Origin of the sequence: Hohaiivirga grylli (genome assembly GCF_039655745.1) — a bacterium.
Taxonomy (GTDB): domain Bacteria; phylum Pseudomonadota; class Alphaproteobacteria; order Rhizobiales; family Beijerinckiaceae; genus Hohaiivirga; species Hohaiivirga grylli.
The window spans coordinates 460813-474278 of record NZ_JBBYXI010000001.1; the positions used below are offsets into that span (position 1 = coordinate 460813).

Here is a 13466-nt window from a genome sequence, read left to right on the forward strand (position 1 = left end):
AGGGCTGCTGACAGAACCCTTATGTTTAAAACAGGGCACTGAGAGAGGTGCCGGGCTTTTAAAAGGAGCTGGTCATGAAACAGGAACTTAAACAGGCAATTGCTGCAGTCGAACAGGATGTTATCGCTTGGCGTCGTCATATGCACATGCATCCTGAGCTGACATTCCATGAACTCGAAACTGCAAAATATATCTATGGGCAGCTTTCCGAGCTCAAAAATCTGGAACTCAAACAGCTGACACCAAACAGTGTTCAGGCTCTGCTGAAAGGTGGAAAGCCGGGTAAGCGTATTGCTCTGCGTGCAGATATTGATGCGTTGCCAGTGACAGAAGACAGTGGTGAGCCATTCAGCTCAACAAAGCCAGGTGTCATGCATGCCTGTGGTCATGACTCCCACGCTGCAATGCTGATGGGGGCCGCAAAGGTTCTCTCCCAGATGCAGGATCAGATTGCCGGTGAAGTGCTTTTCATCTTCCAGCATGCTGAAGAAGTTCCTCCTGGAGGAGCACAGGATCTTGTTGATCTGGGTGTTCTGGATGGCGTTGACATGATCTTCGGGTTGCATGTTTTCCCAAATATCCCAACAGGCGAAGTCATGCTGAAAGAAGGGGTCTTCTGCGCATCCAGTGATAACTTTGATATCACCATCAAAGGCTGCGGTGCCCATGGTTCCATGCCACATCTTTCCATTGATCCGATCGCAGTCGGTTCTGAGTTCGTCTCAGCTGTTCAGAGTGTTGTGTCCCGCCGCCTCGACCCGCTGCTGGCACCTGTTGTAACGGTTGCCACATTCCAGGCCGGTGATAGCTATAACGTTATCCCTTCAACAGCCAAGCTGGCAGGTACGATCAGAACACACGATAAGGCTGTACGTGAAAAGGCACCAAAGCTGTTTGAACAGACTCTTGCTGGAATCTGTGCTGCTTACGGAGCTGAATACGAGCTTGAATGGACACGCGGTTATGCTGTTGGCGTCAATACCAAGGATGCCTGCGATATTGCGACTGATGTTATTGCAACCTATCTAGAAGATACAGAGTTTAAAACAATGCCGGCACCAATGTTTGGTGCGGAAGACTTCTCTGCTTATCTCGAGAAGGTACCAGGTTGCTTCATCTTTGTTGGATCGCGGAATGAAAAGATTGGTGCTGTCCACGGCCTGCATAATCCGCAGTTCAAGCTTGATGAGGAAGCAATGAAGACAGGTGTTTCAATGCATGTCTCGCTGATCCACAAGCTGCTAATGAGCTAAGCAAAGTCCTCATAGAGTTGAGGTATTAAAGAATGATCCGGTGTTGGATGACCAGTGCCGGATCAGAGAATGAAAAACTTCAGTTAAATTGAAGTTCTGTAAAGGATGCTACTGTGAATAGTGTTTGCGATATGTTCAAAATTGGAATTGGGCCATCCAGTTCCCATACAGTTGGCCCGATGCGGGCAGGCGGTATGTTCATTCGTGAACTTGAAACGCGCGGACTGCTGGCACAGGTCACACGTTTGCAAGCAGATGTTTATGGCTCACTCTCATTGACAGGCAGAGGTCACCATACTGATCTTGCCATTATTCTTGGGCTTGCAGGCTATGAACCGGATACGGTTGATATTGCTTTTATCCCGGGCTTTATCAAAGATGTTGAGACACGGCAAAGACTGCCGATCGCCAAAGCACGCTATGAGGTTGATTTTCCACGAGATCGTGGGCTTGTATTCCATGAAAATGCACTTCCACTTCATGAGAATGGAATGGAGCTTAAGGCTTTTAACGGTGATGAAGAGCTGCTCGTAAAAACTTATTACTCAATCGGTGGTGGGTTCGTTGTCGATGCCGTCGATTTTGAGCAGAAGGTTATCCCTGTGGTTGTGGAGCGCTACCCGTTCAACAATGCCGCTGACCTTCTCAAGCATTGCCAAGAAAACGACTGGACGCTTTCTGAACTCGTTATGGAGAACGAGAAGGCCTATCGTACAGAGCAGGAAATATCCGAATATTTTGAGCGTGTCTGGCAGACAATGCAGGATTGCATTCAGCTGGGCCTCAAGAATGGTGGTGTCCTGCCCGGGCCTTTAGAAGTGCCAAGACGGGCACCAACACTTTATAAGGCTCTGACAGAAGATAATATCAATGCCAACGATCCGATGCGAATTATCGATTGGGTCAATATGTTTGCCCTTGCTGTCAGTGAGGAAAACGCTGCGGGTGGTCGTGTGGTGACGGCTCCCACGAATGGCGCCTGTGGTATCATACCTGCTGTTCTGGCCTATTATAATCAGTTTGTGCAGCCTTTGAAGCGTGACCATATTGTTCGCTTCTTTCTGGCATCCGGTGTTGTCGGTCTTCTCTATAAGATGAACGCGTCAATCTCTGGTGCTGAGGTTGGTTGTCAGGGAGAAGTGGGTGTTGCCTGCTCTATGGCGGCCGCTGGCCTTGCTGAAATTATGGGTGCAACACCTGAACGTGTCTGTATGGCTGCTGAGATTGGTATGGAGCATAATCTTGGCCTGACATGTGACCCGGTTGCTGGTCAGGTTCAGGTGCCCTGTATTGAACGTAATGCGATTGCAGCAATTAAGGCAATCAATTCAGCACGTATGGCGATGCAACGCGATAGTGCGCCATGTGTATCGCTCGATACGGTGATTGAGACGATGTATGAAACCGGGCGCGATATGAATACCAAGTATCGTGAAACCTCTTGCGGAGGGTTAGCCCTGAAAGTCGGATGTGGTGGCTTCTGCGGTTCATCAACGCCTTGCTCATAAAATAAAACCGGCCATCAGGCCGGTTTTTTAATATCTGGATTTTACGACTTAGCCTTTATGGCTTTTCATCCTGACTGCCCGGGACGAAGAGGGCGCGAACACGGCCGCCTGGCTTGTTCTCAATATTGGCGGTCTGCGTATTGAGGTTATAAACAACCCGATCACCACGCGTGACATTCGGCCCTTCGCTCAAGGTCACGTTACCTGTCAGAATAACCTTATTGGCAATACGGTCGAAGACTGCGTTATTACCTGTTGCAACCTGCGTTTTATTGACGATAGTCACCGGGCCTGCGCAATCAATCTTTCTGATCTGCTGATCCTGTCCCGGAGTTGCAATCGTAGACTTTTCTGCTTTTTCGCCATTTGCCGTTTTGTTCTGATCATAGAAAACGGTCAGCTTGGTGCACTTCATTGTGCTGTCGCCCTGAACAGCAATGACGTTGCCTTCGAAGATAGCTTTGCTTTCCTTGTCAAAAACATCCAGCTTATCAGCATCAATCTTAATCGGTTCACGGTTGGAACCCATAGTATTGAGCGCAGAGGGCCGTGCCTTGCTATTCTGGGCGATTGCTGGTGATGTTGCAATGAAAGCAACGCTACAACCAATCAGGATGTTTTTAATCAAAGAGTTTTTCTTCATTGGTTGTCGCTCAAAATTCTAATTTCATTCAGTTTCAGAGTGTGTGTTCACAGTGCCTGTTTCTTCAACTGTCTTTGTTTCATCCTCATCAGGGAATTTTTCAAAGACTGAGTGCACACGTCCTGTAAAGACCAGAACCCGACCATTGTCCAGAACCTCAAGGCCCTGTGCATCGATTGTTCCACTCTGAAGTCGTACAGATACTGGCTCGGTAGAAACCACTTTACCGGTTTTAAAATCGATAGATGCTGATTTCAGATAAACCTGCTGACCGTTCTCAGTTTTAACCGAAACATTGTCTTTGATGTGCAGGTTTTCCTTTTGGGTATCAAAATGCCCAATGTCAGCCTTTAAGTGGGCAAGGCCGCCTTTTTCATCAAGAGAGACTTTGCCCCGGAGATCTTTCAGTTCAACGAGAGTTGGCTCTTTGGCATCCTGCGTTGCTGCGCTGGCAATCATCTCATAAGGACGACCATCTTTTCTGAAGCCGGTCAGTTTTGGGCTCTGCATGGTAATTTGTGTGCCGTTCAGTGTTACCGGGCCAACAGTCAGACCATCAATATTGCGAAACGGGTCAAAATAGGCAAACCCAATCATCAGGACAATTGCCAGAATCGAGCCGATAGGAATCGCTTTTTTCAATACTTTGACGAATTTGGTGTGGCGCTGTGCGTCACTATAGGCACGAGTCCGCGGTTCGCGTTTTGCGACACCGTTTGCCTCTGCCTTTGCCCCGTCAATAGCCATTTCTACGTTCACACACGAATTCCTTCAGATAGACTTCTCAGTCTTTTATACTGGGCACAAATGTCTACCGGTAATCAGCAATACACATATTCTTCCATTAAATCTAATAGAAATACGTGGCAAAGTTATGGTGCGCACAATTCATCACTTTTGCCACTCTTTGTGTGCGGTGCTTGGTTAGCTATGGGCAAAAATATCCGTTTCAGGCCAGCCTTTTAGGTCAAGCAAGGCGCGCGTTGGCAAAAACTTGAAACATTCCTGCGCAATTTCTGTCCGGTCTTCGCGGGCCAGCATGGCGTCAAGTTTATCTTTAAGCGCGTGAAGATGCAGGACATCTGATGCCGCATATTCCAGCTGTGCCTGAGACAGTTTGTCGGCGGCCCAGTCAGATGATTGCTGCTGCTTGGACAGGTCAATGCCAAGCAGCTCACGGGTAATATCTTTCAGTCCATGACGATCAGTATAGGTTCGCACCAGCTTTGATGCGATCTTCGTGCAATAGACCGGAGTCGTCATGACATTGAAGGCTTGATAAAGAATAGCCAGATCAAACCGAGCAAAGTGGAAAATCTTTAGGACATCCGGGTCTGCAAGAACCTTGAGCAGGTTTTTAGGTGGTTTCTGTCCTTTCAGTATCTGGACGATATTCGCAGAACCATCACCTTTCGATATCTGTACAACGCATAGCCTGTCTCTGTGGGGGTTGAGTCCGAGAGTCTCCGTATCAATCGCGATTGCCTTACCTGGCTTATAGTTGTTTGGCAGATCTTCACGGTGAAAATGTATTGGCATTTTTTACAGATATCCCTGTTCGTAATTATGGAGTTTAGGTAGCACCTTAGACAGTCATCGACAAGTTCTGGCTATTGTGAGTTACCTTGGCAGAATATCTATTTGATGTATTATCTTATAAATATTCATACGCGATAAACTTCACGATATTGCGCATTAATGGTTTAATCTTCTGCGAGGGGATATGAAGCAGGATACCTCTACGTTACACTTGTTTGATGAAAACCAGCGCTGGAAGCTGATGATTGATGCAATGGCCGATTACGCCATTTACATGCTCAATGTCGATGGCAAGGTTGCCAGCTGGAATTCGGGCGCAGAGAAAATCAAAGGTTATAAGGCCGATGAAATCATCGGCCAGCATTTCTCAATATTCTACACACCGGAAGATCGTCAGGCGGGCTTGCCTCACCATTCATTGGACGTTGCACAGCGTGAGGGCCGCTGGGAGGCTGAAGGGTGGCGCGTGTGCAAAGATGGGCGCCGCTTCTGGGCCGTTATTGTGATCGATCCAATTCGGGATGAAAATGGTACGCTGCTCGGTTTCACTAAAATTACCCGCGACATTACAGAGCGCGTGCGCGCGCATCGGGAGCTGATGGAAAGTGAACGACGCTTCCGGCTGTTTGTTCAGAGTGTTACCGACTACGCGATTTTCATGCTGGACCCGGATGGTTACATCACCAACTGGAATGCCGGGGCGCAACGCATCAAAGGCTATACGGAAGAGGAAGCTGTCGGGAGACACTTCTCGTGCTTCTACACGGAAGAAGATCGTGCTCTGGGTATTCCTTTAAAGTCACTGCAGACCGCAAAAAATGAAGGAAAATATGATGCGGAAGGGTGGCGCATCCGCAAAGACGGGAGCTACTTCAGAGCTCATGTCGTTATTGACCCTGTCTATGATACCGATGGAACGTTGATCGGTTATGCCAAGATTACCCGTGATATTACAGAGCGTCGCAAGACAGAAAGCGATCTTCAGGAAACACGCGATGCACTATTTCAGGCACAGAAAATGGAAGCGGTTGGGCAACTGACGGGTGGCCTGGCGCATGATTTCAACAATCTCCTGACAGTGATCGTGAACAGCCTTGAAATTTTATCACGCAGAACACTTGATGAGCGTGAAACCCGGCTATTGAATAATGCACGGTTGGCAGCTTCACGTGGTGCCAAATTAACCAACCAACTGCTTGCCTTTTCACGTCGTCAGGCACTGGCACCCGATATTCATGATATCAATCGTCTGATTGCCGGCTTCGACTCCGTTCTGAGAGGGGCAAGCGGGGCAACAGTAGAACTGCAGTTTGAGCTGGCTGAAAAGCTTGCGCTGACAAAAGTAGATAGTGCGCAGTTTGAATCTGCCCTGCTTAATCTGGTTGTTAATGCGCGTGATGCCATGCCTGATGGGGGAAAGGTTCGTATTGAAACGGCTGATGTTCAGGTTAATGGTGAAGAGCGTAATACAATTGGTCCTTTGAAGCCTGGCCATTATGTATCGGTTACCGTGACAGATCAGGGTACAGGTATTCCAGCCGATCTTCTGCAGCGCATATTCGAGCCGTTTTTCACAACTAAGGCAATGGGTAAGGGAACCGGGCTTGGCCTCAGTCAGGTTTATGGTTTTGCGCGCCAGTCTGAGGGTGGAATTGAAGTTGTTCGGTCAGATGCAACAGGAACATGTATTCGGCTTTATTTGCCAGCAACTCAGGAAGTCGTTGTGGCTGGCAAGTCTGCCGATACCGAAGCGCAGGTATCGCTTTCAGGGATGCTCGTGCTGGTCGTTGAAGATGAGCAGGAAGTCCGTGAAAGTGCAGTTGCCATTCTTGAGACACTGGGCTGCACGGCACTTGTTGCCGAAAATGCTGAAGAGGCGGAAGCGGTTTTACAAAAGCACGCAAATATTGATGTTCTATTCTCGGATATTGTTTTCAGAACGGGTGTCGATGGGTTTGTTTTAGCCAGAAATGTCCGTGAGAAATATCCGGATATCGGTATCATCCTGACATCTGGGCATCCGGGAAAGCTCTCAATTGAGCAGAAAATGGTTGAAGGTGCCCAATTTATTCCCAAGCCTTACCGGTTAGAAGACCTTGCCAGAAGGCTTGAGACTTTGGACAAACGAAAATAAAAATTCGGGCTCTTAAAGAGCCCGATAAAGCTTATTTCTGCTTGGCGACAATCTTGTCTTTAATGTCGTTATAGACGCTTTCAGGAATGATATCCTTTTTAACAAGGTCATTCTTACCCTTGTATGGACGGCCTGCAATAATGGCCGCAGCTCTGACTGGCCCGATGCCGTTGAGAGAAGAAAGAGTTGAGAGATCAGCTGAGTTAATATCAATCAGTGTCTCATCGCCAACGAGCTCTTTGACAGTGCCTTTAACGTCTTTAGAGACATCTTTGACTTTTTCTTTGGTTTTATCGACAGCATCCTTAACCGTATCTGTAACGGCCTTTGTCGGGGATTGGGTTGCCGGAGCGGGCGCCTGCGCCATGGCTGTGGCAGAGATAAGCAATCCAAGAGTCACAAGTCCGGTACGGAAAATATTCATTTAAAATTTCCTTATTTTGCAGGGTATGAATTTATGATCTGCGTTTCAAGAAGAGCAGCTCGTTTGTATGTGATAGGCTGCTACTGATCATACAACGCCTAGCTGAGCAAAAAGTTTCAAGGCTCGGTTTGATACGTGCTGAATCTATTGGTTTAACGCGTCGATAATGCCCATTCCTGTATTGGCGTAATCACGCTATAATTATACTTTAGATGTGTACGTTCTATCTGCTATATGTACTGACTAAAATATAAATATCTAAATCTATAGGTGATGCACGTAAGCGCATAAAGCCTGCTTGAATAAAGTTGGAAGGTTCTGATGGAAGTTTCAAAGGCTGATCTGAAACAAGCAAAGGTTGCAGATCATGGTGAAGCCAATGATGCTGCTCGCTATGAAAGAGCACAACTGGATAAGGAACTGCGCGTTTCTTATGCTGCATTGCCAACCTTGCCTCCAGATGGAGTCGCGCTTCTGGCTGAAGATGTCGGTGTCAAGAAAACCCAGTACGATACCGTAACCATTCTTGTTCTCGCTATTTTGGGAGGGGCCTTCATCAGTATCGGGGGGCTTTTTGCAACTGTTGCGCAGGCCGGTTCTGCGGGTATGGTGGCTTTCGGTCTGGCAAAGGTTGTTGGCGGGTTTGTTTTTGCAACCGGGCTTATCCTTGTCGTTGTTGCAGGTGCTCAGCTTTTTACCAGTGATGCACTGATGGTTATGGCATGGTCCAGCGGCCGGATTACAGGTCGGGCCATGATGCGCGTCTGGGTTCTTGTTTGGCTTGGCAACCTTGTCGGTGCTCTGGGAACAGCCCTGATTGTGTTTCTTTCCGGGCAATATATGCAAGGTCATGGAGCCGTCGGTGAGATGGCACTTTATTATGCGTCCAGCAAAGCGACATTACCCAGTGATCAGGCTTTCTTCATGGGCATTATGTGTAACGTGCTCGTGTGCCTTGGTGCTTGGGTTGGTTATGCTGGTCGAACGGTTGCGGATAAAGTTTTGGCGATTGTTTTTCCGATTGGTGCATTTGTTGCTGCAGGGTTTGAGCACTGTGTTGCCAACATGTACTTCGTTCCACTCGGGCTTTTCATAAAATGGTGGGCACCCGAAAAATTCTGGATTGATATTAAACAGGCAGCTCCTGAAATACCCGTTGATCATTTTATCCAGAACTTGGGTGTTGTCACTCTTGGAAATGTTGTTGGGGGCGGGATATGCATCGGTCTGATGTATTGGATTGCCTACCGCCGACCAAAGCAGGAACAGCACTGACTTGTCATAAAGCGATGGAAAGTCTGGTTAAAAATGGTTGTTTTAGATTGCTACCGCTGAAATATGCTGTAGCTTTGATACAACTCGAACAAACTGTTACGATACGCTATTAACAAATACAGAAAAAACAGGATTATAGGCAAGCTATGGCGTCCAGAACTGTAAAGTCCAAATCAATGGCAGCCCGTAGAAGCCGCAGGGCTACACAACGTTTGACGATGAGCGATGTTGCCAGCGCAGCCCGCGTTTCTCCGTCAACGGTGTCACTTTATCTGCGTAAACCGGATGCTGTTTCAAAGGAACTGGCAGAACGTGTTCAGAAAGTCATTGATGAGCTGGGGTATGTGCCTAACCTTATGGCAGGAAGTCTGGCATCTGCCCGCAGCCGCATCATTGGCGTTATCATCCCGTCTATTGTGAACTCATTCTATGCCGAGACGTATAATACGCTTCAGAATATATTCCATGCCTCGCAGTACCAGACATTTCTCGGTGTTTCAGACTTCTTGCCTGAGCGTGAAGAAGATATCATCCGGGCGTTTCTTGCCAGCCTTCCAGCGGCAATGGTTGTGACTGGGCTGACCCATACAGAACGTGCCCGTACAATGCTGAAAGCCGCCGGGATTCCCGTTGTTGAAATGTGGGATATGCCGACAGAAGAGCTGCATGCTGTCGATATGAGCATTGGCTTCTCTCACTATGAAGTTGGCCGTCGTCAGGCTGCCTATCTCTATGAGCAGGGTAGCCGCAAGGTTGCTTATATTGGTGCGGCTATCAATGAAGATCTTCGCGTGCGCAGTCGTGCCGATGGCTACGAAGAAGAAGTGCAAAGACGCGGCTTACATACTCCCATTACCTTTACAGCACCTGATATGGCTTCAACGCCTGTCGGGATCTGGCTGATTGACGAAGTATTGTCTGTTCACCCTGATATTGATGGTGTCGTCTGTTCCAATGACGCGCTGGCGCTGGGTGTGCTGTTTGAAGCCCATCGTCGTGGCCTGAAGGTTCCGGAAGATATGTCCGTTATCGGCTTTGGTGACCTGACCTTCTCTGATTCTTGTCAGCCACCTTTGACAACAATCCGTCCGCCACAGAGGCAGATTGGCCGTTTGTCCGCGGCACAGATTATTGCGCGGCTTGATGGAAAAGATATTCCTGCGAGCCATACTGAACTTGATTGTGAACTGGTCGTTCGTGGTAGTACCAAGCCGCTAAAAGCCTGACCGATACAAAGTAATCTTTAGCTTGAAACGGGTGGTTGCCGGGGTTCTGGCAGCCATCCGTTTTTGATTTAGAAGTTTGATATGTCAACATCATCAAAAAATAAACAGATCGCCTTTCTCGGACTTCTCGTTCTGACCATTCTCTGGGGTTATAATTGGGTCGTTATGAAATCGGTGCTCAGATACATGGGAGCATTTGATTTTGCGGCTTTGAGATGTCTTTTGGGGGCGGGTTGTCTGTTCATTGTGCTGATGGTCCGAGGTATCCCGCTTAAACCGCCGCCATTATTGCCAACCGCACTGATTGGCCTGTTACAGACCGGGGGGATGATTGGTATTTCCCAATGGGCCTTGATCAGCGGGGGTGCCGGTAAAGTTGCTGTGCTTGTCTATACGATGCCATTCTGGATAATCCTTATGGCTGTCTTCTTTCTTGGCGAAAGTATGCGCAAGCTCCAGTATCTTGCTGTTTCAATTGCATTGGTCGGCATTATTTTTGTTCTTCAACCCTGGAATTTTGCGGGAGCATGGTGGGCCTCCACGCTTGCGTTGATATCGAGCATTTCCTGGGCCGCCAGTGCCATCGTCGCTAAAAAGCTTTATGCCAGATACCCTGATGTCAATTTGCTGTCTCTGACAACTTGGCAGATGGCGATCGGGGCCGTAGTGATTGCGGTTATTGCCCTTTTTGTAGAGCAGCCAACGCCTGTCTGGAATGAATATGTCTTCTTTGCGCTCGCCTATAATGCCATTCCGGCAACGGCATTTGCATGGGTATTGTGGCTTTTCCTTTTGAAAAATCTGCCAACGAGTATCGCTGGCCTCAGTATGCTTGCCGTTCCTGTTTTCGGAATCTTTTTTGCCTGGCTGTCTTTGAATGAAGTGCCGAGCTCTCTTGATGATGCCGGTGTTGCTCTTATTCTTCTTGCTTTGGCGGTTGTTAATATACCAAAGCGCGATTGATTACTTGGAATGAAATGAGAATGATGGCGGTTTGTTCGCATATCTGAGCTACAGGAAGCCTTAATGTACGAGAAAAAGCAGATTGACTGGAATGCATGGCTGGTTGTTGCAATCTGCTTTCTGACACTTGCCATTGCATCTTCAACGCGTGGGTCCTTGTCACTTGTCATGCCTGCTATGGAAAGTCAGTTTGGCTGGACACGGGGGTTTATATCCACATCGGCATCTTGGGCACTTCTTGTGATGGCGGTAACAGCACCTTGTGTGGGCAACGCCGTTGATAAATATGGTCCACGCTTCCTGATATGCTTTGGCCTGGTTGCATTGACGATTGCTTGTTTTGGGATTGCTTCCTTACAGAGTGCATCCCAAGAATGGTTGTTTATTTCTACTTATGCTGTTTCTGGTGGTATTGCTTTTGGCGTAATCGCGCAGCATGTGATTGCAGCAACCATTGCCATGAAATTTGTCGTCAATCGTGGCTTGGCGACAGGTATCGGGGCATCGGGTTCAACGGCCGGACAGCTGCTGTTATTGCCTATGTTTGCCATTCTGCTTCAAACTGGCGATTGGCAATATGGCTATATTGTTATCGGTATTATTTCAATTTGTCTTATTCCTTTAACGTTATGGCTTTTGCGCCCGCAAACACAAAAGGTAATCCGCAATTCTGTCGTAATTGAAAAAGCCTCGGGCAATAGTAATCACTCATCAGAGCAAAGTATTTCTGATGGAACGTTGGGTGCTAAGCTCAAACGGGTTCTTCTGAGTATTCCGTTCCAGATTCTTTTCTGGACCTATTTTGTCTGTGGTTTTACCACAGCTGGTGTTATTGAAACGCATCTGATGCCTTACGCCGCTTTATGCGGGTTCCCACCTTTGCCGAGGACATCAGCCTATGTTCTTCTATCGGGTTTCAATCTTTGCGGCATGATTTTAGCGGGATGGCTGACGGACAGGGTCAATCGCTCATTGCTCTTGGCAACAATATATTTCATGCGCGGACTGAGCTTTATTCTGCTGCTCTATATTGGTGACAGCTATCCGTTACTGTTAATCTTTGCCGTTATGTTCGGGCTCTTCGATTACTCAACCGTTCCTGTTACGGCAAGCCTTTTGGCAAGTAAGCTGGGTATCGGTGTTTTGGGGCTTTCCATGGGGCTCTTGCAGACAGGCCATGCTGTCGGTGCCGCACTTGGCGCTTACATGGGTGGTGTTTTATTTGATCACACGGGCCAGTATGGAATGTTGTGGTTTACCGCTGTCTGCCTGTCTATTGGAGCGGCATTTCTGGCTGCCTGTCTGGTTGATGACAGGGCTAAGAAAATGCCGGGAGCAGTTATGGCGTAATCAACTCCCGGTATGTTTGGTATGAATTTATTTTTTTTTGCTGATATTGCGGTGCCGAATTGGTTTTTGCAGATTCAGTCCATCGGACAGACTTGAGATAACGCTATAGATATCTTTATTCTGCTCCTGAACATCGAAATTAAAGCTATTTTGAAGTGGTTTCATATAGCTTTCAAAAGCAGAGATTCCCTCTACTGCCTTACCTGCATAAATGGCATTTATAATCTGTTCCTGTTTTTTCTTTTCAGGCCACATTATAAGCTTCTGCTGGAAGTTTGCTGATGCAATCATAATGATACTACAGACTCTTTCAGCAAATTTGAGAAGCATCTTGTTGTTATAGATTGCACACAGCAGGGCTATAAATTCCATACCAAATCGCATGTGAGAGCGCTGGTTATGATTAAGATCATCCGGTAATTCATAGTTTAAATGAGCTTCAATTTTCTGGCGATCTTTTGCAGAGATTGCAGCAGGGTTTTCACTTAGCTGCTGAATAATATATTTCATCGTCAAATTGACGGATTCAAAAGCCTGCTCAATCTGCTCAGGCGTATGGATTGCTATATAGGCTCCACGATTAGGTGGGAGCGTAATGAGCTCTTCCTGTTCCATGACAATGAGAACATTGCGAACAATAGTTCTGCTTACGCTAAAAGCTTCACCAATTTGCAATTCCGGAACTTTGGCGCCAGGCTTCAGTTCGCCGTTAATAATAGAGTCCCATATGCGATCATGGATAATTGCCTGCATGCCTGTCAGAGATGAAAGCTCGGAGAGTGCGGGATAAGCTTTTAAAGCAGGCGAAATATATTGCTTGTAATTATCTGTGTAGGCTTTGTTTTTATTTTTCATGTTTCTGACTCAGCGCTGAGATTAGATCAAAAAAAGATTCTTGAGGTAACCTTATATTTGGATGGCCTAAACTCAGGTTCGAAATTCTGCCAACGCAGAAAAGTAACCTGAAGACATGAGTTAAACTTTTCTATCTGATGTGAAGAGAATTAGCTTATGTCTGTAGAATGAGATTCTGATCACCTTCTGCCCAAATTTTGTAGGTTTTCACGGTTGGATTCCGCAACGGAATATAAACAATATATATATGTTGTGAAATATACAACTAATTTTATTTCAATTTTCCGTATTTGTTT

Annotated in this window: 12 protein-coding genes; 7 read left to right on the forward strand and 5 right to left on the reverse strand. The window is 47.1% G+C overall.

Translation table 11 applies throughout. From position 1 onward, the window contains the following. Positions 1 to 74: 74 nt before the first annotated feature. Together WJT86_RS01970 and WJT86_RS01975 are read left to right on the forward strand one after the other, a co-directional pair. Positions 75 to 1253, forward strand: a complete 1179-nt coding sequence (locus WJT86_RS01970) for an amidohydrolase (RefSeq protein ID WP_346335809.1) — start codon at positions 75 to 77, stop codon at positions 1251 to 1253. A gap of 131 nt (positions 1254 to 1384) precedes the next feature. Continuing rightward, positions 1385 to 2761 carry an L-serine ammonia-lyase gene (locus WJT86_RS01975; RefSeq protein WP_346335810.1) on the forward strand — a complete coding sequence of 459 codons (1377 nt, stop codon included), beginning with the start codon at positions 1385 to 1387 and terminating at the stop codon, positions 2759 to 2761. A gap of 55 nt (positions 2762 to 2816) precedes the next feature. Here WJT86_RS01975 and WJT86_RS01980 read toward each other — a convergent pair whose 3' ends face one another. The 3 genes from WJT86_RS01980 to WJT86_RS01990 form a co-directional block, all read right to left on the reverse strand. Beyond that, a complete protein-coding gene (locus tag WJT86_RS01980) occupies positions 2817 to 3404 on the reverse strand; it encodes an LptA/OstA family protein (RefSeq protein WP_346335811.1) in 588 nt (195 codons plus the stop codon). A 24-nt stretch (positions 3405 to 3428) separates the two neighbouring features. Continuing rightward, entirely contained in the window at positions 3429 to 4163 is a 735-nt protein-coding gene (gene lptC / locus WJT86_RS01985) for an LPS export ABC transporter periplasmic protein LptC (RefSeq protein WP_346335812.1), read from the reverse strand. A gap of 165 nt (positions 4164 to 4328) precedes the next feature. Continuing rightward, complete coding sequence (locus WJT86_RS01990) at positions 4329 to 4943, reverse strand: ribonuclease D (RefSeq protein WP_346335813.1); 615 nt, start codon at positions 4941 to 4943, stop codon at positions 4329 to 4331. A gap of 184 nt (positions 4944 to 5127) precedes the next feature. Between WJT86_RS01990 and WJT86_RS01995 the strand changes: the two genes are divergently transcribed. Beyond that, positions 5128 to 7077 (forward strand): hybrid sensor histidine kinase/response regulator, encoded by a 1950-nt coding sequence (locus WJT86_RS01995; protein WP_346335814.1) that lies wholly within the window; start codon positions 5128 to 5130, stop codon positions 7075 to 7077. 31 nt (positions 7078 to 7108) lie between these two features. Here the strand turns inward: WJT86_RS01995 and WJT86_RS02000 are convergent, their stop codons facing one another. Continuing rightward, on the reverse strand, positions 7109 to 7501 hold the full coding sequence (locus tag WJT86_RS02000) for a ComEA family DNA-binding protein (RefSeq protein WP_346335815.1): 393 nt from the start codon (positions 7499 to 7501) through the stop codon (positions 7109 to 7111). A gap of 321 nt (positions 7502 to 7822) precedes the next feature. On the opposite strand from WJT86_RS02000, the gene WJT86_RS02005 reads away from it, so the two are divergent. The 4 genes from WJT86_RS02005 to WJT86_RS02020 all read left to right on the forward strand — a co-directional run bounded on the left by WJT86_RS02005 (position 7823) and on the right by WJT86_RS02020 (position 12315). Then, positions 7823 to 8776, forward strand: a complete 954-nt coding sequence (locus WJT86_RS02005; protein ID WP_346335816.1) for a formate/nitrite transporter family protein — start codon at positions 7823 to 7825, stop codon at positions 8774 to 8776. Positions 8777 to 8922: 146 nt separating this feature from the next. Then, a complete protein-coding gene (locus WJT86_RS02010; protein WP_346335817.1) occupies positions 8923 to 10002 on the forward strand; it encodes a LacI family DNA-binding transcriptional regulator in 1080 nt (359 codons plus the stop codon). 81 nt (positions 10003 to 10083) lie between these two features. Then, positions 10084 to 10965: a DMT family transporter gene (locus WJT86_RS02015; protein ID WP_346335818.1), complete on the forward strand. Its 882-nt coding sequence runs from the start codon at positions 10084 to 10086 to the stop codon at positions 10963 to 10965. Positions 10966 to 11028: 63 nt separating this feature from the next. After that, positions 11029 to 12315 (forward strand): MFS transporter, encoded by a 1287-nt coding sequence (locus WJT86_RS02020; RefSeq protein ID WP_346335819.1) that lies wholly within the window; start codon positions 11029 to 11031, stop codon positions 12313 to 12315. Between the two features lie 27 nt (positions 12316 to 12342). On the opposite strand, the gene WJT86_RS02025 is transcribed toward WJT86_RS02020, so the two are convergent. Continuing rightward, positions 12343 to 13170, reverse strand: a complete 828-nt coding sequence (locus WJT86_RS02025) for a GntR family transcriptional regulator (RefSeq protein ID WP_346335820.1) — start codon at positions 13168 to 13170, stop codon at positions 12343 to 12345. Positions 13171 to 13466: the final 296 nt, after the last annotated feature.